The 25177-nt window shown below is 51.0% G+C and carries 21 protein-coding genes; 5 read left to right on the top strand and 16 right to left on the bottom strand.

Annotated features, from left to right (window positions below; translation table 11 throughout):
- Positions 1–5 precede the first annotated feature (5 nt).
- Both avtA and RHD99_RS00765 read right to left on the bottom strand, forming a co-directional pair.
- Complete coding sequence (gene avtA, locus RHD99_RS00770) at positions 6–1259, bottom strand: valine--pyruvate transaminase (protein ID WP_183272181.1); 1254 nt, start codon at positions 1257–1259, stop codon at positions 6–8.
- A gap of 503 nt (positions 1260–1762) precedes the next feature.
- A complete protein-coding gene (locus tag RHD99_RS00765) occupies positions 1763–3781 on the bottom strand; it encodes an alpha-amylase (protein WP_309877147.1) in 2019 nt (672 codons plus the stop codon).
- Between the two features lie 314 nt (positions 3782–4095).
- Between RHD99_RS00765 and RHD99_RS00760 the strand changes: the two genes are divergently transcribed.
- Positions 4096–4929: a protein bax gene (locus tag RHD99_RS00760; protein ID WP_309877146.1), complete on the top strand. Its 834-nt coding sequence runs from the start codon at positions 4096–4098 to the stop codon at positions 4927–4929.
- Between the two features lie 69 nt (positions 4930–4998).
- On the opposite strand, the gene xylR is transcribed toward RHD99_RS00760, so the two are convergent.
- The 4 genes from xylR to xylF all read right to left on the bottom strand — a co-directional run bounded on the left by xylR (position 4999) and on the right by xylF (position 10099).
- A complete protein-coding gene (gene xylR, locus RHD99_RS00755) occupies positions 4999–6177 on the bottom strand; it encodes a D-xylose utilization transcriptional activator XylR (RefSeq protein ID WP_309877145.1) in 1179 nt (392 codons plus the stop codon).
- Positions 6178–6344: 167 nt separating this feature from the next.
- Positions 6345–7526, bottom strand: a complete 1182-nt coding sequence (gene xylH / locus RHD99_RS00750) for a xylose ABC transporter permease XylH (RefSeq protein ID WP_309877144.1) — start codon at positions 7524–7526, stop codon at positions 6345–6347.
- Positions 7504–9045 (bottom strand): xylose ABC transporter ATP-binding protein, encoded by a 1542-nt coding sequence (locus RHD99_RS00745; RefSeq protein WP_309877143.1) that lies wholly within the window; start codon positions 9043–9045, stop codon positions 7504–7506. The genes xylH and RHD99_RS00745 overlap by 23 nt, the downstream gene beginning before the upstream one ends.
- A gap of 61 nt (positions 9046–9106) precedes the next feature.
- Complete coding sequence (xylF, locus tag RHD99_RS00740) at positions 9107–10099, bottom strand: D-xylose ABC transporter substrate-binding protein (protein ID WP_183272362.1); 993 nt, start codon at positions 10097–10099, stop codon at positions 9107–9109.
- 377 nt (positions 10100–10476) lie between these two features.
- Here xylF and xylA point away from each other — a divergent pair, with 377 nt between their 5' ends.
- Both xylA and xylB read left to right on the top strand, forming a co-directional pair.
- On the top strand, positions 10477–11799 hold the full coding sequence (gene xylA / locus RHD99_RS00735) for a xylose isomerase (protein WP_183272175.1): 1323 nt from the start codon (positions 10477–10479) through the stop codon (positions 11797–11799).
- 70 nt (positions 11800–11869) lie between these two features.
- Entirely contained in the window at positions 11870–13324 is a 1455-nt protein-coding gene (xylB, locus tag RHD99_RS00730) for a xylulokinase (protein WP_309877142.1), read from the top strand.
- 55 nt (positions 13325–13379) lie between these two features.
- On the opposite strand, the gene gntU is transcribed toward xylB, so the two are convergent.
- From gntU to RHD99_RS00705, 5 genes are all read right to left on the bottom strand, one after another.
- Entirely contained in the window at positions 13380–14720 is a 1341-nt protein-coding gene (gntU, locus tag RHD99_RS00725; protein ID WP_183272173.1) for a gluconate transporter, read from the bottom strand.
- Positions 14720–15250: a gluconokinase gene (gntK, locus tag RHD99_RS00720; protein WP_183272172.1), complete on the bottom strand. Its 531-nt coding sequence runs from the start codon at positions 15248–15250 to the stop codon at positions 14720–14722. The genes gntU and gntK overlap by 1 nt, the downstream gene beginning before the upstream one ends.
- 184 nt (positions 15251–15434) lie before the next feature.
- Positions 15435–16430, bottom strand: coding sequence for a gluconate operon transcriptional repressor GntR (gene gntR, locus RHD99_RS00715; protein WP_183272171.1), 996 nt, complete (start codon positions 16428–16430; stop codon positions 15435–15437).
- Positions 16431–16524: 94 nt separating this feature from the next.
- Positions 16525–17220: a pirin family protein gene (locus tag RHD99_RS00710; protein ID WP_270142109.1), complete on the bottom strand. Its 696-nt coding sequence runs from the start codon at positions 17218–17220 to the stop codon at positions 16525–16527.
- A 123-nt stretch (positions 17221–17343) separates the two neighbouring features.
- Positions 17344–18381 (bottom strand): oxidoreductase, encoded by a 1038-nt coding sequence (locus tag RHD99_RS00705; protein WP_309877141.1) that lies wholly within the window; start codon positions 18379–18381, stop codon positions 17344–17346.
- Between the two features lie 446 nt (positions 18382–18827).
- Here RHD99_RS00705 and yhhY point away from each other — a divergent pair, with 446 nt between their 5' ends.
- On the top strand, positions 18828–19331 hold the full coding sequence (gene yhhY, locus RHD99_RS00700; protein ID WP_309877140.1) for an N-acetyltransferase: 504 nt from the start codon (positions 18828–18830) through the stop codon (positions 19329–19331).
- Positions 19332–19362: 31 nt separating this feature from the next.
- Here yhhY and msrA read toward each other — a convergent pair whose 3' ends face one another.
- The 3 genes from msrA to ggt all read right to left on the bottom strand — a co-directional run bounded on the left by msrA (position 19363) and on the right by ggt (position 22581).
- The gene (msrA, locus tag RHD99_RS00695; RefSeq protein ID WP_309877139.1) at positions 19363–20082 is read right to left on the bottom strand and encodes a peptide-methionine (S)-S-oxide reductase MsrA; all 720 of its coding nucleotides are present in this window, start codon (positions 20080–20082) and stop codon (positions 19363–19365) included.
- 29 nt (positions 20083–20111) lie between these two features.
- Complete coding sequence (msrB, locus tag RHD99_RS00690; RefSeq protein ID WP_309877138.1) at positions 20112–20621, bottom strand: peptide-methionine (R)-S-oxide reductase MsrB; 510 nt, start codon at positions 20619–20621, stop codon at positions 20112–20114.
- Between the two features lie 220 nt (positions 20622–20841).
- Positions 20842–22581: a gamma-glutamyltransferase gene (ggt, locus tag RHD99_RS00685; protein WP_309877137.1), complete on the bottom strand. Its 1740-nt coding sequence runs from the start codon at positions 22579–22581 to the stop codon at positions 20842–20844.
- A 128-nt stretch (positions 22582–22709) separates the two neighbouring features.
- On the opposite strand from ggt, the gene RHD99_RS00680 reads away from it, so the two are divergent.
- Positions 22710–23174 carry a DUF2756 family protein gene (locus RHD99_RS00680; RefSeq protein ID WP_309877136.1) on the top strand — a complete coding sequence of 155 codons (465 nt, stop codon included), beginning with the start codon at positions 22710–22712 and terminating at the stop codon, positions 23172–23174.
- Positions 23175–23366: 192 nt separating this feature from the next.
- On the opposite strand, the gene ugpQ is transcribed toward RHD99_RS00680, so the two are convergent.
- Positions 23367–24107, bottom strand: a complete 741-nt coding sequence (gene ugpQ / locus RHD99_RS00675; protein ID WP_309877135.1) for a glycerophosphodiester phosphodiesterase — start codon at positions 24105–24107, stop codon at positions 23367–23369.
- A complete protein-coding gene (locus RHD99_RS00670) occupies positions 24104–25174 on the bottom strand; it encodes a sn-glycerol-3-phosphate import ATP-binding protein UgpC (RefSeq protein WP_309877134.1) in 1071 nt (356 codons plus the stop codon). Before RHD99_RS00670 ends, ugpQ begins: the two co-directional genes overlap by 4 nt.
- Between the last annotated feature and the right edge of the window lie 3 nt (positions 25175–25177).

Raw genomic sequence — 25177 nt, 5'->3', positions numbered from 1 at the left:
CATTTTTACTTCGCTTCAGCCCACGCGCGTTCAATTTCTTCGGCAAGGATCTTCACACCCGCCTCGATTTTATCCGGCTCCGGCACATAGTTCATGCGCATACATTGATGCGTGTGCGGCCACGGTTTATCCAGACCAGGGAAGAAATAATCCCCCGGCACCATCAAAACGCCACGTTTTTTCAGGCGCTGATAGAGCAATTCGGTAGAGATTGGCAGGTCTTTGAACCACAACCACAGGAAAATGGCCCCCTCGGGTTTGTGGATCAGGCAGCGTTCAGGCGATAAATAGCGGCGAATTATCGCTATCGTGTCCTGAACTCGCTGGTAATAGAACGGTTTGATCACCGTCTCAGACAAACGCAGCAAATCGTTGCGTTTAATCATCTCGCACGCCATCGCTGGGCCAACGCCACCCGGTGCCAGGCTGATGATGCCATTCATATTGCTTATAGCTGAGATGATTTTGTCATCGGCAATAATGATTCCGCACCGGCTACCCGGTAAACCCAGTTTGGACAGGCTCATACACAAGATGATGTTTGGATTCCACAGCGGGCGAGCTTCGCTGAAAATAATCCCCGGGAATGGAACGCCATAAGCGTTATCAATCACCAGTGGAATACCGTGCTGGTTGGCCAGCGCATCGAGTTTAATCAGCTCTTCATCGGTAATCACGTTGCCCGTCGGGTTGGTCGGGCGCGAGACGCAAATCATCCCGGTATCAGGGCCGATGCGCAGATGTTCAAAGTCTACGTGATATTTGAACTGGCCTTCCGGCAGCAGTTCAATGTTGGGACGCGTCGAGACAAACAGGTCTTCTTCGAGGCCAGAATCCGCATAGCCGATGTATTCCGGCGCCAATGGGAACAACACCTTTTTAGTGCTGCCATCGGCATAACGACCCGCAAACAAATTAAATAAGTAGAAAAATGCACTCTGACTGCCATTTGTCAGTGCAATATTCTGTGGTGTGATATCCCAACCTAATTCGGTGCGCAGCATATCCGCAAGCGCGTCGAGTAACTCACTTTTCCCCTGCGGGCCATCGTAATTGCATAGCGCGTCGGTCATTTTCCCGTTTGCCAGCATGTCCGCCAGCAGATCCTGGAAATAGTCATTCATCGCAGGAATTTGCGCAGGATTACCGCCACCGAGCATGATCGCTCCAGGTGTGCGCAGGCCGTCGTTGAGGTCCTCCATCAGGCGTGTAATGCCTGCATGGCGGGTAAATTTGTCGCCGAAAAGTGAAAACGTCATAACGTAGATCTGTCTTTGACCATCAAAAGAGGCTAACCATAACGCCGTAAAAGACGCGGTGCAAACGCATTAAGGATAGCCTCTTATCGGCAATATGCTGCGTATTGCGGCCAGGGCAGCACAGAATATTGCCTTGGCCCTCACCCTAACCCTCTCCCCCAGGAGAGGGAATTGTCCGGTTTTCCCCTTCTCCTGGGGGAGAAGGAATATGATCGAGCTATTTTGACCTTCCCCTTCTCCTGGGGGGAGAGGGAATATGATCGAGCTGTTTTGGCCTTCCCCTTCTCCTGGGGGAGAAGGAATATGATCGAGCTGTTTTGACCTTCCCCTTCTCCTGGGGGAGAGGGAATATGATCGAGCTGTTTTGACCTTCCCCTTCTCCTGGGGGAGAGGGAATATGATCGAGCTGTTTTGATCTTCCCCTTCTCCTGGGGGAGAGGGAATATGATCGAGCGGTTTTGACCTTCCCCTTCTCCTGGGGGAGAAGGTCGGGATGAGGACGCTCAGTGATTCCCTGCCCAAACAACCATCACTTTGTCCTCTGCTGACTCGCGACTGAATCCATAGTCCTCTTTCATATTCAGCGTGTTTTGTTTACCCGCGCCAATGGCCGGATGCCGGGCACGAAACTGGCTGATTTTCTGCCAATGCGAGAGAGTTGCCAGATTTTGCCCCCAGTTCATATCGGAACGCGTGCCTTGCAGCGGGTCGGAACCGGTTGGGCCAAACGGACGCTCCGTCTCATCCCCGTAGAAAATCTGCACTGCGCCCGGTGCCAACAACAGCAGTTCCGCAGCACGTTGGCCCCCTTCACGGAACAATCGGGTATCGTGCGAAGAAAGGTAGCTAAGAACATTAAAATCCTGCAACTTAGTCGCCATTTGCTGCCAGGTGAGATCCATGTCCGCAAGGCAACTCACCGCTTTTGCTGCTTGATCCTGATAATCAAAATTGATCATCGCGTCAAAGCCGCTGTTGTAGTAATCACTTTTCATCACGCCGTGGCCCCAGGATTCTCCGGTCATCCAGAACGGCGCATCATCCAGCTTCTTGTCTGGATTAGCCTTTTTCCATTCGGTCAGTGCGCTGACAGACTGCTCTTTCAACTGCTGCCAACCTGCTTTTTCAACGTGTTTTGCCGTATCTACACGGAAACCATCAATACCGTAATCGCGCACCCACTGGCTAAGCCAGTGAGTCAGGTAATCACGCACGGTATAACCCGCAATTTCTTTGGCGTGGGTGTCGGGCTTATGACGATAAAAGATCGGTAAACCAGCGGGTTGGGTGGATTCCGTTTTTAAGTCTGGCAAGAAGGCGAGCGACATCGTTAAGTCATCAAAACCCGGGTTGTCGTAGTTGCCAATATCGGTGCGGACCCAGTTTTTCCCCCACCAGTTTTGCCAGGCCGTGCTGTCACCGAAATTGATGTAATCATTGAATGAATGCCAGCTTTGACCAGGACCTGGCTTCCAGTCAGTCCAGTGTTTGCCAAGCGTTTTTGTCAGTTCATCTCCCTTGAGATACAACGCACCGAACTGGTATTCCTGCATATCAGCAAGCGTTGCGTAGCCGGTGTGGTTCATGACGATATCGAACAAAATACGGATACCACGCTTGTGGGCTTCATCCACCAGTGTGCGCAACTCATCCTCAGTGCCCATATTGGCGTCGAGTTTTGTCCAGTCCATGGTGTAGTAACCGTGGTAGGCGTAATGCGGGAAGTCCCCTTTCGTGCCACCGCCCACCCAACCGTGGATTTGTTCCAGCGGCGAGCTAATCCACAATGCGTTAACGCCCAATTGCTGGAGATAATCGAGCTTGCCGGTTAATCCGGCCAGATCTCCGCCGTGAAACGTGCCAATTTCCTGCTGGCCATCTTTGTGGCGGCCATAGCTGTTGTCGTTTTTCGGATTACCATTTTCAAAACGGTCAGTCAGCACAAAATAGACCGTGGCGTTATGCCAGCTAAACGGTGCGGACGGTTGAGTGCTGGCAGATTCCAGCAGCAACAGACCGTTGCTGTTCGCCGCAGGCATCAGAGTAATCTGGCCTTGTTTGACCGTAGCCGTCGTCCCGCTATAGAAATCGCGTACTTCGCTGCCTTCAGCGAAAGTTTTACTGACATCCACGGTTAACGCTTTGCCATCCCATTTTGGGCATTGCCGGGTCACATCGACCGGAGCGGCTTGTGGCTCGCTGTTAACACTCAGGTGCAGCGTGGGAGTACCGCTGCGGGTGTCGACTTGTACCCGATATTGTCCTTCACGAAATAAGCGCCAGACGGGTGCTTCTCCCTCGCAAGGCTTTAACGAAAGTGCCTGATTAAGCTTGATGGATTCTGCGGGCTGCCAACAGGTCTGGTCGAATTTAAGACTTAACGGGAGTGTCCCTTTCGCAAGCGTTGCCTCACTGACAAACACGCCAGGAGTTTGCTCTTTGAAAGCCGGAATTCCAGGGGCTGTCCACGCAGCTTGCACAAGCCCTGGAAGCAGAAGAATCAAGAGAGGTAATTTATTCATAGGGTTAAGCCCGCGATTATCTTTTATCCAGTGTGGCACTGTTTTTAATCGTAGAGTTCATCCCAAAAATGGATAGTTGGGGAGGAGATAACAGGGTGAGTGATGGCGGTATCAATACATTAAAATATGCGATAAACATCGCAAAATATGACGCTTTTTGCCGTTATAAGAAGTTCGCACGTGACATCATTTCAGAATCGGATTATTTCTTTTGGTGCTCGGGAGGTCTATTTTTGTTAGTATCTGCGTTCACTTTGTTCGAAATCCTTCACGAATAAGGCACTAGAAACGTAACGATCCGACCAGGAGATCTAATGATATCAACCCCAATCCGACGATTTGGGGCTGCGATACTTATGTTACTGACCTTCAGTTTTTCAACTGGGGTATTAGCAAGTAAACATGAGCCAAAATCGCATAAAGCCCAATTAACTGCGAAAAAAAGCACGAATACACAAAGTAAGAAACTGGCAAGTAGTAAGAAAGAGTATTCTCGCAATAGTGAAATTGCATCGCTCCCTGATTTGCGAAAATACCCTTCCGGAACACCTAGAAAAAAAGCGTTTCTCCGGACGGTCATGCCATATATTACTAGTCAAAATGCAGCGATCACTGCTGAGCGTAACTGGTTGGTTTCTAAGCAGTATGAGAAACGCTGGTCACCTTCAGAGCGTGCGCGCCTGAAAGACATTACCAAACGCTATAAAATTGCGTGGAACGGTAATACCCGAAGCGTGCCGTGGAATACGTTGATGGAAAAAGTCGACATCATTCCTACCAATATGGTGGCAACGATGGCCGCAGCCGAAAGTGGCTGGGGTACGTCTAAACTCGCGCGTAGCAATAATAACTTGTTTGGTATGAAGTGCAGTAAGCGCCATTGCAACAGCGAGCCTGGCAAAGTTAAAGGCTATTTGCATTACGATTCAGTTAAAGAAGGCGTTAACTCTTACGTAACAAATTTGAATACGCACCCGGCCTATAAATCTTTCCGTAAATCGCGCGCTCAATTGCGTAAAGCGGATCAAGAAGTAACGGCCAGCAACATGATTCATAAGCTGAAAGGGTATTCCACAAGGGGTAATAGCTATAACAACTACCTATTTGCGATGTACCAGACCAATCAGCGTTTTATGACACCGAACTAATTAATTAAAATAAATTGTTAATAATAAGTAATAATTCACGCCTTCATATCGAAGGCGTTTTTTTTATATCTACACTAATATTTCGCTGTAGCGCTCGCGGTGTTCTTTCGGGGTCGCGTCATACTCTTTCTTGAATACAGAATAGAAATATTGCAGCGAGGGATAACCGCACATCTGCGATATTTCATTGATCGACAAAGAGGTAGAGACCAGCAGGCTACGCGCTTTTTCAAGCTTTTCGGCGTGAATCATCGCGTGAATAGTCTCCCCCACTTCCTCTTTAAAACGCTTCTCCAGGTTGGAACGTGAGATCCCAACCGCATCCAGCACCTGTTCAACTTTTATCCCTTTGCAGGCGTGATTGCGGATGTAATGCATTGCCTGAATCACAGCCGGGTCGTGCAAAGAGCGGTAATCCGTTGAACGACGTTCGACGACGCGCACTGGCGGAACCAAAACCCGTTGCAAGGCGAGCGGCTCGTTATCCAGCAGGCGATGCAATAATTTGGCGGCCTGATACCCCATTTGCCGGGTACCCTGCGCCACTGATGAAAGTGCCACTCGCGACAAATAGCGCGTCAGTTCTTCGTTATCAATGCCAATCACACATAACTTTTCCGGCACCGGAATGTGCAAATGCTCGCAGACTTGCAGCAGATGGCGCGCACGCGCATCTGTCACCGCAATAATCCCGGTCTGTGGAGGCAGCGTTTGCACCCAATCAGCCAAACGATTTTGCGCGTGCTGCCAGTTTTCTGGCGCGGTTTCTATCCCCTGATAAACCACACCACGATATTTTTCTTTCGCCACCAGTTGGTTAAAAGCATATTCGCGCTCCATCGCCCAACGCTTTCCGCTGGAATTAGGTAAACCATAGAAAGCGAAACGCTGAACGCCCTTCTCCTTGAGATGCAAAAACGCACTTTCCACTAACGCGCGGTTATCCGTCGCAATGTAATGCACTGGCGGATAGTGTTCAGGTAAGTGGTAAGAACCCCCGACGCCGACAATGGGCACGTCGGCCCCCTCTAATAAACGCTGGATTTCTGCATCATCGAAATCGGCAATCACGCCATCGCCTAACCACTCCTTGATGTTATCGATACGAGCGCGGAAATCTTCTTCGATAAAAATGTCCCACTCAGTTTGAGATGCCTGCAAATATTCGCCAACCCCTTCCACTACCTGGCGGTCGTAGGCTTTATTGGCATTGAATAACAACGTAATGCGATGACGCTTCTCAAACATACTTGTTTCCCTGATAACAAAACCTTAGATGCCATACACTATACCCAATGGATTTCAAGTTGCAGGAAGGCGGCAAGAGAATGAGACCCGACGAGCTTACTAAAGTAAGTGATTCGGGCGATTGAACGTAGCCAACACACCTGCAACTTGAAAGACGACGGGTATTCTTACGCTCTGCGTTTGGTAGCCGAATCCATCCAAACCGCCAGCAACAAAATCGCACCTTTGACGATGTACTGCCAGAACGTGGGAACGTCCATCATGCTCATTCCGTTATCCAGAGATGCCATGATAAATGCGCCCATCACGGCGCCCGCAACACTCCCTACACCGCCCGCAAGACTCGTACCGCCAATCACACATGCCGCGATGGCATCAAGTTCAGCAATGTTCCCGGCTGACGGGGAGCCTGCCCCCAAACGTGAGCTTAGAATCAACCCGGCAATCGCAACCATAAGCCCATTGATGGCAAAGACCGCCAATTTGGTGCGCTCAACATTAATACCAGACAGTCGCGCCGCTTCGATATTGCCGCCAATCGCATAAATACGCCGACCAAATGCGGTGCGGGTCGCCATGAACATTCCCGCCAACAGCAGTAACGTCAGCAGCAGTACCGGTGTTGGCACACCGCGATAATCATTGAGTAACCAGATTGCACCTAACACGATCACCGCAGTCACTGCCTGGCGCCCGACAACGCCTGTTGATGCAGGTGTTGCCAGTCCTAGCGCCTGACGGCGGATACGCATTCGCCATTGCCAGGCGACAAAAATGACGAGCCCTAATGTACCGATACCAAAGCCAATACCGTCCGGGAGATAACTTTGTCCGATTTGCGACATATCGGCGCTGGTTGGCGAAACGGTGGTGCCGTTAGTAATACCAATCAGTACGCCACGAAACGCCAGCATTCCGGCGAGTGTGACGATAAATGAAGGGACTTTGCGATAAGCCACCCACCACCCATTCCATGCCCCCAGAACCAGGCCCAGAGCCAGTGTCACAACAATAGTCAGCGGCAATGGCCACCCTAGCCAGACATCGAAAATCGCTGCCACACCGCCCAACAAGCCCATCATCGAGCCAACGGAAAGGTCAATTTCTGCCGAGATAATGACGAACACCATCCCTACTGCCAGGATCCCCGTGATCGCCGTCTGGCGTAGCAGGTTAGATACGTTCCTGGCACTGAGGTAAGCGCCTTCGGTAGTCCAGGTGAAGAAGAGCATGATCACCAAAATCGCGGCAATCATGACAAAAACCTGGAGGTTAAGCGCCCGCAACCCCGCTAATGGTGAAGCCGTAGGTGCCGTGAGTTTCAGTTCAGACGGATTGGTTTTCGACATGCTTTTCACTCCTCAGTGCGGCTTCCATGACTTGCTCCTGGGTCAAATTGTTATTTACCAGGTCAGCTTTGATGCGCCCTTCATGCATCACCAGCACTCGGTCGCTCAGACCCAGTACTTCTGGTAATTCTGATGAGATAACGATGACCGCAATGCCTTGTTGCACCAGTTGGTTGATAAGTTTGTAGATTTCATATTTCGCGCCGATATCAATACCACGCGTGGGTTCATCCAAAATCAGGATGCGAGGATTGAGCAACAGGCAACGCGCCAGAATCGCTTTTTGCTGATTGCCCCCGCTCAGGCGGCCAATAGATAACTCGGGCGATGACGTTTTCACTTTGAGCCGCTGAATAGATTGCAGGATGCAGTTAAGTTCTGCGGCATCATCAAGATGAGTTAACGTCCCAGAAAACTGGCTTAACGCGGCAAGTGTGATGTTGTGCCCTACGGCCATAATCGGCACGATGCCATCTTTTTTTCGGTCTTCAGGCACCATCGCAATACCATGCGCAATGGCTTGCTGGCAGCTACCAATAGTGACCTGTTTGTTATCGATGAAAATACGCCCTTCAGATTTACCCGGCCAGACGCCAAATAAGCACTGCACCGCTTCGGTACGCCCCGCACCAACGAGTCCGGCAATGCCCAGAATTTCGCCTTTATGCAGTGAAAACGAAATGTCGTTCACCCGTTTAATTTGCCGGTTTACCGGGTGCCAGGCGGTAAGATGCTCAACACGCAGAATTTCATCGCCAGTCTGGTGCGGCTCATTGGGGTAAAGCGCCGTAAGCTCGCGCCCAACCATCATGGTGATAATGTCTTCTTCACGAAGCAGTGCCGCATCGCGGGTGCCGATGTGTTGACCGTCGCGGATGACGCAGATGGTGTCGGAAATCGCTTTAACTTCATTGAGTTTATGGGAGATATAAACACAGGCGATGCCATGCGCTTGCAGGTCACGAATAATCCCCAACAGCACTGCCGTTTCTTGCTCGGTTAACGAGGCGGTGGGTTCATCCAGAATGAGTAAACGCACCTGTTTATTCAATGCTTTGGCAATTTCTACCAGCTGTTGTTGACCCAGCCCAAGCGACCCCACGCGCGTATCCGGAGAAATATTTAAGCTCACCTGCGCGAGCAATTTTTGGCAACGGAGCGTCATGCTGTCGTAGTCCAACACTCCGCGACGTGATATTTCTGCGCCGAGGAAAATATTCTCAAGCACTGTCAAATGCTTAACCAGCGCCAGCTCCTGGTGAATTATCGCAATACCTTTGCGCTCAGTATCACGGATATGGCTCGCCTGGAGTTTTTCTCCGGCAAACCAAATTTCACCTTCGTAGCTGCCGAATGGATAAATGCCGCACAGTACTTTCATCAGCGTAGATTTGCCGGAGCCGTTCTCGCCACAAAGCGACATCACTTCACCGGAATCCACTGACAGACTGACACTATCAACCGCCTTCACGACGCCGAAGGTTTTGGTGATATTTTTCATTTCCAGTAAACAAGGCATAGCCACTCCTTTACCTGTTTTAAGGGTGGGTATCGCCCGTGACAAAGCACGGGCGCAGGGGCTATAGCTCGTTCTTTTTGTGGAAACCGTCAGCCACAACGGTGCTGTCGATATTGGCTTTGTCGACTTCGATTGGCGTCAGCAGGCGTGAGGGGACATCTTTAACGCCGTTATTGAGAGTGGCATCGGAAGCGGGTTGCTTGCCTTCGCCTAATTCCACGGCAATTTCAGCGGCTGTATTCGCAAGCTTGGTGATGGGCTTATAAACCGTCATGGTTTGCGTACCGGCAATGATACGTTTCACACCGGCTAAATCCGCGTCCTGGCCGGAAATCGCCACTTTGCCCGCCAGCCCCTGGGCACTTAACGCCTGGATAGCCCCACCTGCCGTTGCATCGTTTGACGCAACGACGGCATCAATTTTATTGTTATTCGCCGTCAGCGCATTCTCCATAATTTTCAATGCGTTCTCAGGCAACCATCCATCTGCCCATTGGTCGCCGACGACTTTTATTTTCCCGCTATCAATATAGGGTTTTAATACTTTCATCTGCCCTTCGCGGAATAACTTGGCATTATTATCAACTGGCGATCCACCCATCAAAAAATAATTTCCAGAAGGGACTTTATTAACAATGCTTTGTGCCTGAAGTTCACCGACTTTTTCATTATCAAAGGAAATATAATAATCAATGTCTGCATTATTAATCATGCGATCATAAGCTAATACTTTTATCCCCTCTCTTTTGGCTTCGGCGATGACGTTACTCAACACCTGGCCGTTGTAAGGAATAATGACCAACACATCTACGCCACGGTTGATCATGTTTTCTATTTGCGACATTTGCGTTTCTTCGTTGCCATTAGCCGACTGAACAAAGACTTTCGCCCCCAACGATTCGGCTTTTTTAACAAAAATATCGCGGTCTTTCTGCCAGCGCTCGAGGCGTAAATCATCGATGGCCATGCCGATCTTAACTTCTTTTGCGATGCTGCAGGTGCTGGTTAGAACGAGTGAGGCACACAACGTTAGTAAGAGGTTCTTAATCTTCATTCTCATTTTTTATACCTGTATAGGGTTGGAATAAATCGGATTAAAAATTATTAACATCTGTTGACCGACTGGAATTGTTGTCTGTGAATGCGAATCCAGCAATTATAGATTTTTATCTTCTCATTATGTTTTTTGGTTTAATTGTTAATTTATGATGGCGATCGGGTTTTAATTTAACAAAACCACCCCTTGCATTATTTACTGGAATAACCCTCGAAATGTTTCATTCATTATTTTAAGCTTTTTTTGCGAGACAGCGCACATTTGAGCATTCTCTTAATCGCAGTGTGAAATAACGTAATTGAGCAAGTTCCAGGGAAAATACAGGATGGTTACAGAATCGCTTACTTGCCGTCCCCATGATTACGGAGTCAATTATGCAAACCTATTTCGACCAGCTTGAACGTGTACGTTTTGAAGGCCCTAAAACCGCTAACCCGCTGGCATTTCGCCACTACAATCCAGATGAAATCGTGCTGGGTAAACGTATGGAAGAACACCTGCGCTTTGCTGCTTGTTACTGGCATAACTTCTGCTGGAATGGTGCTGATATGTTTGGCGCTGGTTCTTTCGAACGTCCGTGGCAGCGCGCAGGTGACGCATTAGGTCTTGCAAAACTAAAAGCGGATGTAGCCTTCGAATTCTTCCACAAACTGAATGTTCCGTATTACTGCTTCCATGATGTGGACGTCTCACCAGAAGGGGCATCACTGAAAGAGTACTTGAACAATTTCGCAGAAATGACCGAAGTGCTGGCGCAAAAACAGCAGGAAAGCGGCGTGAAATTGCTGTGGGGTACGGCCAACTGCTTTACCAATCCTCGTTATGGTGCAGGCGCGGCTACCAGCCCAGACCCGGAAGTCTTCTCCTGGGCCGCAACGCAAGTCGTTACCGCGATGAATGCGACTCATCAATTGGGCGGCGAAAACTATGTGCTGTGGGGCGGGCGTGAAGGCTACGAATCACTGCTCAATACCGATTTACGTCAGGAGCGTGAGCAAATTGGCCGCTTCTTACAAATGGTGGTTGAGCATAAACACAAAATTGGTTTCCGTGGCACATTGCTCATCGAACCTAAACCACAAGAGCCAACCAAACATCAATACGATTACGATGTTGCGACGGTCTACGGCTTCCTGAAACAGTTCGGTCTGGAAAAAGAGATCAAAGTTAATATTGAAGCGAACCATGCAACTCTTGCAGGCCACTCTTTCCATCATGAAATCGCCAGCGCAATTGCGTTGGGCATCTTCGGCTCCGTCGATGCTAACCGTGGCGACCCGCAACTGGGTTGGGATACAGACCAGTTCCCGAACAGCGTGGAAGAAAACTCACTGGTGATGTACGAAATTCTGAAAGCAGGTGGTTTCACCACGGGTGGCCTGAACTTTGACGCCAAAGTACGTCGTCAGAGCACCGATAAGTACGACCTGTTCTATGGTCATATTGGCGCGATGGATGTCATGGCGCTGTCGCTGAAAATTGCCGCTCGCATGATTGAAGATGGCGAACTGGATAAGCGCGTTGCGAAGCGTTATGCCGGTTGGAATGGTGAACTTGGTCAGCAAATTCTGAAAGGCCAAATGTCACTTTCACAGATTGCACAGTACGCTGAACAGCATAACCTGAATCCACAGCATCAGAGCGGTCGCCAGGAATTGCTGGAAAACCTGGTCAATCACTACCTGTTCGACAAGTAAGTTTACTGTTCGATTATTCACGACTTCCCGCGCTACGGTTTACGTAGCGCGGTCATAAGGAATGGCCACTATGTACATCGGAATCGATCTCGGAACATCGGGTGTTAAAGCGATTTTGCTTGGCGAGCAAGGCGAGGTTTTGGCTTCACAGACTGAAACGCTGACGGTATCACGTCCGCATCCGTTATGGTCGGAGCAAGATCCGGATCACTGGTGGCAAGCAACAGACCGGGCCATGAAAGCCCTCGGCGAGCAGCACTCTCTTAAAGATGTGAAAGCGCTGGGGATTGCTGGGCAAATGCACGGTGCAACACTGCTCGATAACCAGCAGAACGTACTGCGCCCGGCGATTTTATGGAACGACGGACGCTGCGGAGAAGAGTGCGCCTTGCTGGAAGCAAGCGTACCCAACTCACGCGAAATAACGGGCAACCTCATGATGCCGGGATTCACCGCACCCAAGCTGCTTTGGGTGAAACGCCATGAGCCTGATGTTTTTGCGAAAATAGATAAAGTCCTGTTACCGAAGGATTATCTGCGGCTGCGTATGACCGGCGTTTTTGCCAGCGATATGTCTGATGCCGCAGGTACTATGTGGCTGGATGTCGCGAAGCGAGACTGGAGCGACAGCATGCTCGATGCATGTCAGTTGAGCCGCAAGCACATGCCAGATTTATTCGAAGGCTGTGAAATTACCGGCACGTTGAAAGCTGACGTCGCTCAGGCGTGGAATATGCCTGCTGTGCAAGTCGTTGCTGGCGGGGGCGATAATGCTGCGGGTGCCGTCGGTGTCGGCATGATGGATATTGGGCAAGCGATGTTATCGCTCGGCACTTCAGGCGTTTATTTCGCGGTCAGTGATGGTTTTCGCAGTAAACCAGAAAGTGCCGTTCACAGCTTCTGCCATGCTTTACCCCATCGCTGGCATCTTATGTCGGTGATGCTCAGCGCCGCATCGTGTCTCGATTGGGCTGCTCAATTAACGGGTCTGGGTAACGTTCCGGCATTGCTGGCTGCCGCTGAAAGCGCGAATCAAGATGCAGGAGATATCTGGTTCCTGCCGTATCTGTCAGGCGAGCGCACTCCGCACAACAATCCACAGGCAAAAGGGGTTTTCTTCGGCCTGACTCATCAGCATGGGCCAGCAGAACTGGCTCGCGCCGTGCTTGAGGGCGTGGGTTATGCATTAGCCGATGGGATGGATGTCGTGCATTCCTGCGGAGTCACGCCGCAAAGTGTCACACTGATTGGCGGCGGCGCGCGTAGCCCGTACTGGCGGCAAATGCTGGCAGATATCAGTGGGCAAACGCTGGATTATCGTACGGGAGGGGATGTCGGCCCTGCACTTGGTGCGGCTCGCCTGGCGCAAATCGCGATGTCGCCGGATAAACCGCTGCAAGCGTTGTTACCGCAGTTATCGCTTGAGCAACAGCATAAACCAGACATGGCGCGGCATGAGCACTATAAAACGCGTCGTAAAGTGTTTAACCAGATTTATCAGCAGTTGTTGCCACTGATGTCGTGAGGGTTGTTTGGCTTAGAATCGCTCGCTCTGCCGCTTCGCCAGAGCGAGCGACCTGTCAGGACAATAAAGTGAAGGCAATCATCCCGACAACCGCACCAGTGGTGCCGAGAATAGTTTCCATCATGGTCCAGGTTTTCAGGGTTTGCCCTTCGGTGGCGCCGGTAAATTTACCGAAAAGCCAGAAACCGGCGTCATTGACGTGACTCACAACGATAGAACCGCCTGCGATACAAATCGACAATGCTGCCATTTGCGCACCGCTATAGTTGAGCTGTTCAATAACAGGCATCACCAGGCCAACTGCGGTCAAACAGGCAACGGTTGCAGAACCCTGAATGATACGCACCGCGGCCGCCAGCACGAAGCAGGTCAACGCAATCGGCAACCCCAGGCCTGTCAGCGCTTCGCCCAATGCCGGGCCTACGCCTGAATCCACCAGCACTTGTTTGAATACGCCACCCGCACCGATAACCAGCAGGATGATGCCCGCCGGTTGCAGCGCGTGGCCACAGATTTCCATAACCTTCTCTTTCGCCATACCCTGGCGGTACGCCAGACCGTAAATCGCCACCAGGCAGGCAACCAGAATCGCGGTGAACGGGTGGCCGATAAACTCAAGCCATTCGTACAGCGTGGAGCCCTGCTCGACGAAACGCGCAGCGATGGTTTTCATACCGACCAACACCAGCGGCAGCAGGATCAGCGAAAGACTGAAACCGAACGATGGTAGTTTGCCTTCGCCCAGGTGCGGCTCGGTGATGTCGTCAGGAATGTGCAGCTCGACGTATTTGCTGATGAAGTTACCAAATAGCGGCCCCGCAATGATCATGCTCGGGATCGCAGCACACAGGCCCAGCAGGATCATCCAGCCAAAATCGGCGTGCATCTGAGAGGCCAGCAGCATTGGCGCAGGCCCAGGCAGCAGAAATGCCGCCGCCGCTGCAACGCCGGCAAACAGAGGAATAACCAGTTTAACGAGGTTAGTGCCGGTGTGGCGCGCCATAGAAAAGGCCACGCTAATAAGCAGCACAATCGCGACTTCGAAGAACAGCGGCAGCGCACAAATCAGGCCCGCCAGGCCAATCGCATAGTGAGCGCGACTGTGGCCGAAAGACTTCAGCATTTTGACCGCAATCTGGTCTACCGCGCCGGTTTCATGAAGGATCTTACCAAACATCGCGCCGAGCGCGACCACGATAGCCAGAAAGCCAAGCGTTCCGCCCATCCCTTTTTCCATGGTTGCCGCGATTTTATCGAGCGGCATCCCGGAAAATATCCCTGCACCAATGGAAACCACCATCAAAGCAACGAAGGCGTGCATCCGCGCCTTCATCACTAAAAATAACAGCAGTAAAACTGAACCTACTGCTGTTAAAACAAGCGTTAATGTACTCACTACACCCGGCCTTTATTAATCACATCAATAGTGCTGGCCACGACACCTTCAAGAGGTTGGTCGATATCCACCACCATCACATCAGTTTCATCAGACTGAGGTTCTTGCAACGTTTCAAACTGAGTCACCAGCATCTGCGTTTTGAAGAAGTGACCTTTACGCGCTTTCAGGCGGTTTTCAATCACCTCGAAATCGCCTTTCATGTAGATGAAGGAGAGATTTGGATTACCGTCGCGTAATTGGTCGCGATAGACTTTTTTCAGCGCAGAGCAAACTATCAGGGAGACTTTGTTGGTGCGCTGCATGGCGAAAGCCGCATCGTTTAATGCTTGCAGCCACGGCTTGCGATCTTCATCGTTGAGTGGCTCACCAGACGCCATTTTCATGATGTTGCAACGTGGATGCAGGAAGTCACCGTCAAGGAATGCCGCGTTGAGTTGGTGTGCAACTTCACTAGCAACAGCAGATTTACCGCTGCCAGAGACGCCCATCAGGACGTAAATGTGGTGGTCATGGTTGGTAGTACTCATAGCGTAGCTCCGACTGGCGCAGTAGATTGTTACGGGTAACTGTTATCGGTAACATTGTCAGGAGAGCATTCGCAATTAGCAATAACCATTCACTTAAAAAGTGAATAAGTGTGAACTAAATCAAAAAATATAGCGTAAATAATCTGAGTTGCAGCCGATGTGCCTGCAACTTGACGACGCGGCGTTAAATTGAGCCACCAGGCGACAACGTAAAGCCTAAATCTAACATCTGCGGCGTGACCGTTTCGCCACGAATTCTCGCCAGCAATCGCTCAGCGCCAATGCGCCCCATACGTTCACGCGGCGTTAACACGCTGGCAAGACGCGGTTCCATGACCTGGCCAATATCGTGACCGTGGAAACCAGCAATCGCCATATCTTTTGGAATACTCAGACCCTGGCGTTGGCATTCAAATGCCGCACCGATGGCTAAGTCATCGTTAGTACAGAAGATACTGTCGAGCTGCGGATATTCACGACGCGCCTGACGGAACAATTCGATACCGGTGGAATAAGAAGAAGATTGTTCGACCATCACACTGTATGGCACAAGGCCCGCGTCATGCATCGCTTGCTCGTACCCTTTTTTCTTGATGACGGTACGCTCATCCAGACGAGCGCCAAGATAAGCGACGTGGTGGTGACCGCGAGCAATAATCGCCGCTGTCATCTGGCGTGCCGCTTCGAAGTTATCAAACCCTACGGCGATATCGAGACAAGGGGAAATGCTGTCCATCAATTCCACGACCGGAATACCCGCCACTTCGATCATTTTCAAAGTGCGTGGAGTATGCGTGCGTTCGGTGAGGATCAGCCCGTCGATATTCCAGGAAAGCATCGACTCCAGACGCTCTTCTTCTAACTCCGGTTTATAACCGTAGTGCGCGAGCATGGTCTGATAGCCGTAAGCATCAATAACGTTTTCAATACCTCGCAGCACTTCAGCAAAAACCTGGTTGGTCAGCGAGGGTAATAACACGCCGATTGCGCGGCTTGTTGAGTTTGAAAGGATGTCAGGTGCGCGGTTTGGAATGTAGCCAAGTTCATCAAGGGCTGCGGCAATTTTCACCTGTAACGCGGCTGAAACCTGATCAGGGTTACGTAAAAAGCGACTGACCGTCATTTTGGTTATTCCAACGCGGTCTGCAACGTCCTGTAATACCGGTCTTTTCTTTTTCATTGTCCTGCTGTGCGGGTTGGCTATCGACAACGAAGTTTAGCACGGACAAGGCACATCCTTCCCCTTAAAAGGAGAAGGATGTGACGGGTAACGATTAGACTGGCGGCAAATCAAACAACAGAACTTCACTGGCTTCGTTGGCATGAATAGAAATCGCTTGTTCATCCCACACAGCAATGGCATCGCTGGTTTTCGCCTGAGTGCCATTGATAGACACATCGCCTTTCACGACCTGAATCCAGATGCGGCGGTCTGCCGGAATCTGATAAACAGACTGTTCGTCTTTTGCCAGAGCCCAACGGGACAATTCCATATCCTGGTTCACTTTCAACGAACCGTCACGTGCATCCGGCGAAAGCACCAGTTGGCGGCCCTGCGGCGCATCAAAACGGCGCTGATCGTAACGCGGCGTGATGCCTGTTTTTTCCGGCATGATCCAGATTTGGTACAAACGCAGACGCTCGGTTTTACTTGGGTTGTACTCGGAATGAGTAATCCCGGTACCGGCGCTCATAATCTGGAATTCGCCCGCTGGAACTTTTTCTTCGTTACCCATGCTGTCCCGATGCGCCACCGCACCTTCCAGCACATAGGTCAGGATTTCCATGTCTTTGTGTGGGTGAGTACCAAAACCTTCACCCGCTTCCACCACGTCTTCGTTAATCACACGTAACGCCGAGAAACCCATGAAATTGGCATCGTAATAGTTGGCAAATGAGAAGGTATGCCAGCTGTCTAACCAACCATGATTCGCGTGACCACGTTCTTCAGCTTTTCTTAAGTAGATCATCTTCATTTCTCCGCAATTCGTTTGATGGGCTAAGTGTGGACCCGAATCGGAAATGATCATAGTGGGTGAAAATTGACGCCTCTGTTCAAAAAAAGTGAACGAGTACGAGGCGTCTGATGAGGGCTACGCGAGGGTCACGACAGAAGGAGAAGGCTGTTCAAAGCCGCGTTCGAGGATCTCAAGGTTGGTCAGTGCTTCAATTTCTCTGACGTAATTAGGCTTCCCATGAACAATGGTTTCATACAGCGCGTCGTACACACGCCCGTAGTCACCCTGCTCCGGTTTTATCTCTTCGCGCACGGTTTCGCCCGCGTCATTGACGTATTCCAGCACACCGACGCTGCTGTCTGCCGCAAAACCTGGTTCGCCCGGCATGATATACGCCTTCAGGCTGGTTTCTTGTTGGTCGATACCGTATTTCACGTACGAGCCTTTGGTGCCATGAACCTGGAATTTCGGGTAATCGATTTTCACCAGATGGCTCGTTTTAACGATGGCTTTCATGTCGCCATAGAAAAGCTGCGCTTCAAAGGTATCGTCTGGATTGGCTTTGTTGCGCACGCTACGAATGTCATAGGCGACTTTATCCGGGCGACCGAATAGAGAGATGATTTGGTCCATGGTGTGCACGCCAAGGCCATAAAACGCACCGTCCGCAGGCTGGCCTGGGTTGGTTGGGGCTTCCGGACGATACATATCAAAGTGGCTTTCGATTTCGACAATCTCACCCAACTTGCCGCTTTCGATGGCTTTTTTCATCGTCAGGAAGCAGGAGTCAAAACGGCGATTCTGATACGGCGTAACGGTCAGCCCTTTGGATTTAGCCAGTTCATACAGCTGTTTAGCTTCGGCAAGTGTCGGGGTAAAGGGTTTTTCCACCAACACGTTTTTACCCGCTTCCAGCGCACGTTTTGCGTATTCGAAATGGCTATCCTGATGTGTACAAACCACCACCAGCTTGACCTGCGGGTCGTTCAAAATGTCATCGAGCTGGCTGGTGAAATGAATGTGGCTGTATTGAGGTTGCTGCTCGATTTCCGGTTTTTCGTGACGTCGGAAAATGTGCGCGACGTGGATTTTATCTTTCCGAACCAGAACGTAAGGAAGATGGTAGCGGGTGGTACTTTTGCCAAAACCTATAAAAGCGCAGTGTAGGGTCATTGCTTCATCCTTTTGACTTTGAATTGCAATTACCCTACTCGATTCAGTGGCGGATGGCGACGACCTAGATTCCCATTTTAGCCACAGCGTTTTACGGTCGGCCGTCGACGTCGCAGCCAGTTTGTTCTCGGCCAGCGCGCAGAAACCGGAGCGTACTTAAAGTACGTGAGGATTTCGAGCACTGCCCGAGGGCAAAATGGCAAGTAAGCCAGGCTGAAAAGCACACAAAAAAAAGCCAGCGCTAGGCTGGCTAAGTAATACTGGAAGCAATGTGAGCAATGTCGTGCTTTCAGGTTGTCTCCGTAGGGGTCTCCCCTGAACGCATGGCAATAATAATCATTATCATTCGCACTTGTCTACTTTTTTTTAGAAAAAGAGAGCGGTTGACGAAAAATAAAAAATCAATAATGTTGAAAGGGTTACCTAACCATTTGAGGAGAAAAGGAATGAGCGAGATCGTGATACGCCACGCTGAATTAAGAGATCTGGATGCATTACGTCAGATTAACGCCCAGCCAGAGGTTTATCACAACACGCTACAAATTCCTCATCCTGCTCTTGAAATGTGGGAAGAACGAATGAAACATCCCCCTGCAGGGCGCAAACAGCTTGTGGCCTGTATTGACGATGTTGTAGTAGGACATCTGGCGTTGTCTGTCGAACAAAACCCACGTCGTAGCCACGTCGCCACTTTCGGCATGAGTGTCTGTGGCAAACAACGGAATCGTGGCATTGCCAGCGCATTGCTTAGTTCTATGGTGGATTTATGCGACAACTGGCTGCGCATCGATCGTATTGAATTAACCGTGTTTGTTGATAATGCCCCCGCGCTCGCGGTTTACCACAAATTCGGTTTTGAGATTGAAGGCACCGGCAAAAACTATGCGCTACGCGATGGGCAGTATGTGGATGCCTATTTTATGGCGCGGTTTAAGCCGACTGCGAAGTAACTGCATCAGGGGAGATCACCTCCCCTGATGGTTATTTATTTTTTACCAGTACCGCCTGACTGCTGTAGTTTTTCGGGAAATACTGCTGCAAGTCTTTAATTTTCGGTAAATCGTTAATCACAATGTACGGGTAATCAGGATTATCGTTTAAGAAGTTTTGATGGTAAGCCTCCGCCGGATAGAAATGCCCGTTACTTTCTACTTTCGTCACGACAGGTTTGTCGTAACTGTGGCTGCCATTCAGTTGGGCGATATACGCTTTTGCCACTTCGGCCTGCTCTGAATTCAACGGAAATACGGCAGAACGGTACTGAGTGCCCGTATCCGGGCCTTGCCTGTTTAACTCGGTTGGGTTGTGCCCCACCGAAAAGAAGATATGCAGCAGTTCACCATAAGTGACCTGCGTCGGGTCGTAGGTCACCTGCACGGTTTCCGCGTGTCCGGTATCGCCGCCGCTCACTTGTTCATAACTCGCGGTCTTAGCATCACCACCGGCATAACCCGACACCGCATTAGTCACACCTTTAACGTGCTGGAAGACCCCCTGGATTCCCCAGAAGCAGCCGCCAGAAAATAGCGCGGTTTCACTGTGCGCCGTGCCTGGCACTTCGTCACGAACAGGTGCCGGGATAACCACTGCGGACTCCGCCCCACCCCACGACCAGGCGTTGGTCTGAAAGACAAAGGCAGATGCCACGATCAAGCCTGCAATCAGGCTGTAATGACGAACGCTTTTTCGAGTCGTTTTCATAGGAAGCTCACTTATCGTTGATGTCTGGCTCAAGTCGCTTTCGGGGTGAATGTCATCGCAAGGCCATTCATGCAGTAACGCAGGCCTGTGGGTTTCGGTCCATCGTCGAACACATGCCCGAGATGTCCGCCGCAGCGGCGGCAGTGCACTTCGTCGCGCACCATGCCAAACGAAGTATCCCGGCTAGTGAGTGCAGCATTAGGTAGCGGCTGCCAGAAACTCGGCCAGCCGGTATGGCTGTTGAATTTCGTCTCTGACGAAAATAGCGGGAGCTTGCAGCCCGCGCAGGCAAATTCCCCTGGACGATGTTCGTCATTCAACGGACTGGAATATGGAGGTTCAGTCCCAGCTTCACGCAAAATATAGTATTGCGCGTCGCTCAACCGCTGATGCCATTGTTCGTCGCTCAGGGTGACTTCGAATTTTTCGGCTTGTGCCTGAGCAATCGCTTTGCGGGGAAACAGTGATGGCAGTAGCCCCATTAGCGCCACGCCAGAAACTATGCCGCTACCCAGCAGGAAATTACGTCTGTTGATCATTATTGTTTTACCTCTGCCCGCTTTTGGTAAAACCAGACTACAAAACAACAGATCACCGAATCCTCTCGGAAAGTTAACTTTTTTGTTACAACCAGGAAGGGCATAGAGCGCCCTCACCCCGACCCTCTCCCACAGGAGAGGGAGAAAACCGGCCAGGGTGAGGGGAAAACCAGTCAGTCCCCTCTCCCTTGAGGGAGAGGGTTAGGGTGAGGGGGAAAACTCAATAGCCTGCGGTCAGATCATCCACAGAACGAGGGTCGGAAGCACCATACAGCGTGCCATCAGGCCCCACCATAATGCTCTGCGTACTGCCCATCGCTTCTTTCACTTCGACTTTCTGCCCTTTTTCTTTCAGCAGTTTGAGCGTATCCGGGCTAAAGCCTTTTTCGACTCTCAATTCATCAGGCAACCATTGATGATGGAAGCGCGGCGCGTTGGTCGCTTCGGCGACGTTCATTCCATAATCGATCGTGTTCATCACCATTTGCAGCACAGTTGTAATGATTCGACTGCCGCCAGGGCTACCCGTTACCAGCCAGGTTTTCCCGTCTTTCACCACAATAGTTGGCGACATTGACGACAGTGGGCGTTTATGTGGCCCAACGGCGTTGGCATCCCCCCCCACCAGCCCGTAAACGTTCGGCACGCCAGGTTTAGCGGAGAAGTCGTCCATTTGGTTGTTCATCAGGATGCCGGTATTTCCCGCCACGATGCCAGTACCGAACACGGTATTCAGGGTGTAAGTCACCGCCACGGCATTCCCGTCTTTATCCACCACCGAGAAATGCGTGGTCTGGTTACTTTCATACGGCGCGAGTTTACCCGGCTTAATGTCACTCGACGGGCGAGCTTTATTAATGTCTATCTGTTCAGCCAGCGATTTAGCATAGGCTTTGTTGGTCAGCGCCTGCCACGGCACTTTGACAAAGTCAGGGTCGCCGAGATATTCCGAGCGATCGGCATAGGCATATTTTTCCGCTTCAGCCGTTAGCTGCATGGCATCGGCACTGCCAAAACCATATTTACCGAGATCGAAGTTTTCCAGAATATTGAGAATTTCCACAATGTGGATACCGCCTGAAGACGGTGGTGGCATGGAGAAAATCTCGTAACCCCGGTAATCACCGCTAATTGGCGTACGCTCAACCGCTTTGTAATTCTGTAGATCAACCTTGCTAATCAGGCCGCCGTTTTTTGCCATTTCTTCGGCAATCTGGTCAGCAATCGCCCCTTTATAGAATGCATCAGGGCCGTTTTCAGCAATCATTTCGAGGCTTTTGGCGAGGTTGGTCTGCACCAGTTTGTCGCCCTTTTGCAGGGGTTCACCGTCTGCTTTCCAGAAAATAGCTTTGCTGTTGGGGTGATTAGGGAGAACTTCCGCGCCGTAAACCTTCAGATCTTCGGCCAGCGCATCGTTCACGGTAAAACCGTCCTGCGCAAGCTTGATCGCCGGTTGGATAACCTTGTTCAGCGGCAGCGTGCCATATTTTTCCAGCGCCATGGAGAAGCCCGCCACGGTGCCAGGCGTGCCAGACGCAAGGTGAGAAGTCAGGGATTTTTTGCTGTCAGCGTTGCCTTGAGCATCAAGGAACATATCGCGCGAGGCTTTTTCTGGCGCCATTTCGCGGAAATCAATGGCCGTCGTTTTACCGTCTTTAGTTCGCAACATCATGAAACCGCCACCGCCGATATTCCCCGCCTGCGGATGGGTTACCGCCAGCGCAAAACCGACCGCAACGGCCGCATCGACGGCATTCCCACCCTGTTTCAGAATATCGACACCGACTTGCGTAGCCAGCGAGTCTTGTGAGGCAACCATTCCATTTTGTGCTTGCACCGGATGATGGACATCCGCTTCCACACCGTAGGATACGGGCGCAGGTGCCGCACCAACGGATAAGCACAGGCCGATTACCAGCGCCGGAATCGCCATCCAGCGTATTGTTTTCCACTGCTTCATCGTTATTTTCTCCATGATTTTCAGGGGTCAATCCCCTAAATAGCCTGGTTCATAAATCCGAAATAATCTTCGTAACCATGGAAAACGATTAAACTTAGTAGATCCCCCAAATGGAGGAAGTGACGATCATGAAAAAAATAATACTACTGGCGGCATTGCTGCCATTGACCTGTTTGGCACAGCCGATTAATACCCTGAATAATCCAAATCAGCCGGATTATCGGAATCCAAGTCAGCAACGGATGCAGCAGCAAATGCAAACACAGCAGACTCAGCAAAAAGGGATGTTAAATCAGCAGTTACAAACTCAAACGCGTGTGCAGCAACAGCATCTTGAAGCGCAGATAAATAACAATTCGCAGCAGGAAGTTTTTAAGGTAAAAAAAAATTTCCCTAATGAGCTCGATGTTGGGACTCAGCAGGTTTTGCCTAATAACAATGGTGGAATGTTAAGTGGTGGTGGTGGTAGTGGTAGCACAAGCGGCAGTCAGGATCACATGCTGCAACCGAAAACCAATGGCAGCATGTTGAACCCGCACGCTAATTCGGTGCCGCTTCAGCCGAGTATTCCGTTGAAAACGATTGGGCCGTGACAATATTCCCCTCACCCTAACCCTCTCCCCACAGGGGCGAGGGGACTGATTGAGCTCACTGCCTTTTCCCCCTCTACCCATAGGGCGAGGGGACTGACTGAGCTCACTGCCTTTTCCCCCTCTCCCCATAGGGCGAGGGGACTGCCTTTTCCCCCTCTCCTGTGGGAGAGGGTTGGGGTGAGGGCAAGCGGATTACAGATTAAAACCGGGGCCGATTTGGTCGATACGGTCGGTACAGATGGTATCCACTCCCCAGCGCAGCAGCGTTGTTGCTCGTTGGGGAACATTCACGGTATAAACCAGAATATGTAATCCCGCCGCTTTGAGCTCTTGCACGCGCGCTTCATCCAGCAATTTATGATTCAAGTGAATGGAAACACAGCCCAGGCGGGTCGTCAGTTCACGCCAGTCATCACGCCAGTCATCGAGCAATAATCCACGCGGTAATTGTGGAGCGGCAAGCTGTGCCGCTTCCAGCGCTTCGATAGAAAACGACGATAACAACGGCGATGTTTGCCCCTGCCATAATTCAAGGGCTGCCAGCGCGATAACCTTCCCTGTTTCTGCGTCGGTGCCGGTGGTCGGTTTGATTTCTATGTTTGCCATCATCGCGTGTTGTTTACAACGCGCCGCGACTTGCGAAAGCAGGGGTAATGGCTCGCCTGCAAACTCACCGCTAAACCAACTTCCGGCGTCGACGTTCAGCAATTTATCCCACGGTAAATCGCCCGCGACTCCCCAGCCGTTACTGGTGCGCTCCAGAGTGTCGTCATGCAGCAGGAAAATTTGCCCATCTTGTGAAAGCTTGGCGTCGAACTCAATCATGGTGTGGCCGTAACGCGCACCGATATCAATCGCCGCCAGAGTATTTTCCGGTGCCAGTTTGCCACCGCCGCGATGCGCAGCGATTTTTGGGTAAGGCCAGTGACTCATAAACGTTGTCCATTTTCTTTATCAAAGAAATGCAGATGATTTTCAGGCAGATGCAGCCACAATGTGCTGCCAGGTTGGGGACGATTTTGATGCGCCAGGCGCACCACCATTTTTTGCTCACCCCAACGCCCATGCACCAGATTATCTGCACCCAGCATCTCTAGCGTGTCCACCATAAACGGCACACCGCCTGCGGCTTGTGAGCTTAGCGCAATATGTTCCGGGCGGATACCCAGCGTCACCGCCCGGCCCTGATACGAATTTTGCGTGTCTCCCAAAGGTAATGCCATCCCGCCTGCAAGCTCAAAACGCGTGCCGTCAGCGCTGATACTCCCTTCAAGCAAGTTCATGGCTGGCGAGCCGATAAAACTCGCCACAAAACGAGTGGCCGGACGTTCGTAAACTTCTACAGGTGTACCGATTTGCTCAGCGACACCTTTGTTCATCACCATCACACGCTGCGCCAGCGTCATTGCTTCTACCTGATCGTGGGTGACGTACAAGCTGGTCGTTTTCAGGCGGCGATGTAATTGCTGTAATTCGAGGCGCATTTGTACGCGCAGCTTGGCATCGAGGTTTGATAACGGTTCATCGAACAAGAATACCGCCGGGTCACGCACGATAGCGCGCCCCATTGCCACACGCTGGCGTTGGCCACCGGAAAGCTCGCGTGGGCGACGTTTGAGTAAACCATCGAGCTCCAGAATACGTGCCGCTTCCACCACTTTCTGCTGAATATGCGCTTTCCCCATACCGCGGATTTTCAGCCCCCACGCCATGTTTTCTTCCACGCTCATGTGCGGATAAAGTGCGTAGTTCTGGAACACCATCGCGATGCCGCGCTCTTTCGGTTCCATTTCAGTGACACGCTGCCTGTCAATCCAGATATCACCACTGGTGACGCGTTCAAGCCCGGCCACCATACGCAGCAATGTAGATTTACCGCAGCCAGAAGGCCCGACCATCACGATAAACTCGCCGTCTGCAACATCCAGCGTCAGCGGCTGAATGACCTGAGTTTTATTGTCCCAACTCTTGCTTACTGCCTGTAATTTTAATCCTGCCATGGG

Source organism: Buttiauxella selenatireducens (genome assembly GCF_031432975.1).
GTDB lineage: Bacteria > Pseudomonadota > Gammaproteobacteria > Enterobacterales > Enterobacteriaceae > Buttiauxella > Buttiauxella selenatireducens.
Note: the sequence above shows the minus strand (reverse complement) of the source record. Positions and strands in the feature narration are given on the sequence as shown.

Bases quoted from the DNA above. Each gene is read 5' to 3' on its own strand.
- RHD99_RS00765 (WP_309877147.1), bottom strand. From the start codon at position 3,781: ATGAATAAATTACCTCTCTTGATTCTTCTGCTTCCAGGGCTTGTGCAA.
- gntR (WP_183272171.1), bottom strand. From the start codon at position 16,430: ATGAAAAAGAAAAGACCGGTATTACAGGACGTTGCAGACCGCGTTGGA.
- RHD99_RS00745 (WP_309877143.1), bottom strand. From the start codon at position 9,045: ATGCCTTGTTTACTGGAAATGAAAAATATCACCAAAACCTTCGGCGTC.
- RHD99_RS00680 (WP_309877136.1), top strand. From the start codon at position 22,710: ATGAAAAAAATAATACTACTGGCGGCATTGCTGCCATTGACCTGTTTG.
- RHD99_RS00670 (WP_309877134.1), bottom strand. From the start codon at position 25,174: ATGGCAGGATTAAAATTACAGGCAGTAAGCAAGAGTTGGGACAATAAA.
- ggt (WP_309877137.1), bottom strand. From the start codon at position 22,581: ATGAAGCAGTGGAAAACAATACGCTGGATGGCGATTCCGGCGCTGGTA.
- RHD99_RS00760 (WP_309877146.1), top strand. From the start codon at position 4,096: ATGATATCAACCCCAATCCGACGATTTGGGGCTGCGATACTTATGTTA.
- ugpQ (WP_309877135.1), bottom strand. From the start codon at position 24,107: ATGAGTCACTGGCCTTACCCAAAAATCGCTGCGCATCGCGGCGGTGGC.
- msrA (WP_309877139.1), bottom strand. From the start codon at position 20,082: ATGAAAACGACTCGAAAAAGCGTTCGTCATTACAGCCTGATTGCAGGC.
- msrB (WP_309877138.1), bottom strand. From the start codon at position 20,621: ATGATCAACAGACGTAATTTCCTGCTGGGTAGCGGCATAGTTTCTGGC.
- xylH (WP_309877144.1), bottom strand. From the start codon at position 7,526: ATGTCGAAAACCAATCCGTCTGAACTGAAACTCACGGCACCTACGGCT.
- gntK (WP_183272172.1), bottom strand. From the start codon at position 15,250: ATGAGTACTACCAACCATGACCACCACATTTACGTCCTGATGGGCGTC.
- xylF (WP_183272362.1), bottom strand. From the start codon at position 10,099: ATGAAGATTAAGAACCTCTTACTAACGTTGTGTGCCTCACTCGTTCTA.
- yhhY (WP_309877140.1), top strand. From the start codon at position 18,828: ATGAGCGAGATCGTGATACGCCACGCTGAATTAAGAGATCTGGATGCA.
- xylA (WP_183272175.1), top strand. From the start codon at position 10,477: ATGCAAACCTATTTCGACCAGCTTGAACGTGTACGTTTTGAAGGCCCT.
- RHD99_RS00705 (WP_309877141.1), bottom strand. From the start codon at position 18,381: ATGACCCTACACTGCGCTTTTATAGGTTTTGGCAAAAGTACCACCCGC.
- xylB (WP_309877142.1), top strand. From the start codon at position 11,870: ATGTACATCGGAATCGATCTCGGAACATCGGGTGTTAAAGCGATTTTG.
- avtA (WP_183272181.1), bottom strand. From the start codon at position 1,259: ATGACGTTTTCACTTTTCGGCGACAAATTTACCCGCCATGCAGGCATT.
- xylR (WP_309877145.1), bottom strand. From the start codon at position 6,177: ATGTTTGAGAAGCGTCATCGCATTACGTTGTTATTCAATGCCAATAAA.
- RHD99_RS00710 (WP_270142109.1), bottom strand. From the start codon at position 17,220: ATGATCTACTTAAGAAAAGCTGAAGAACGTGGTCACGCGAATCATGGT.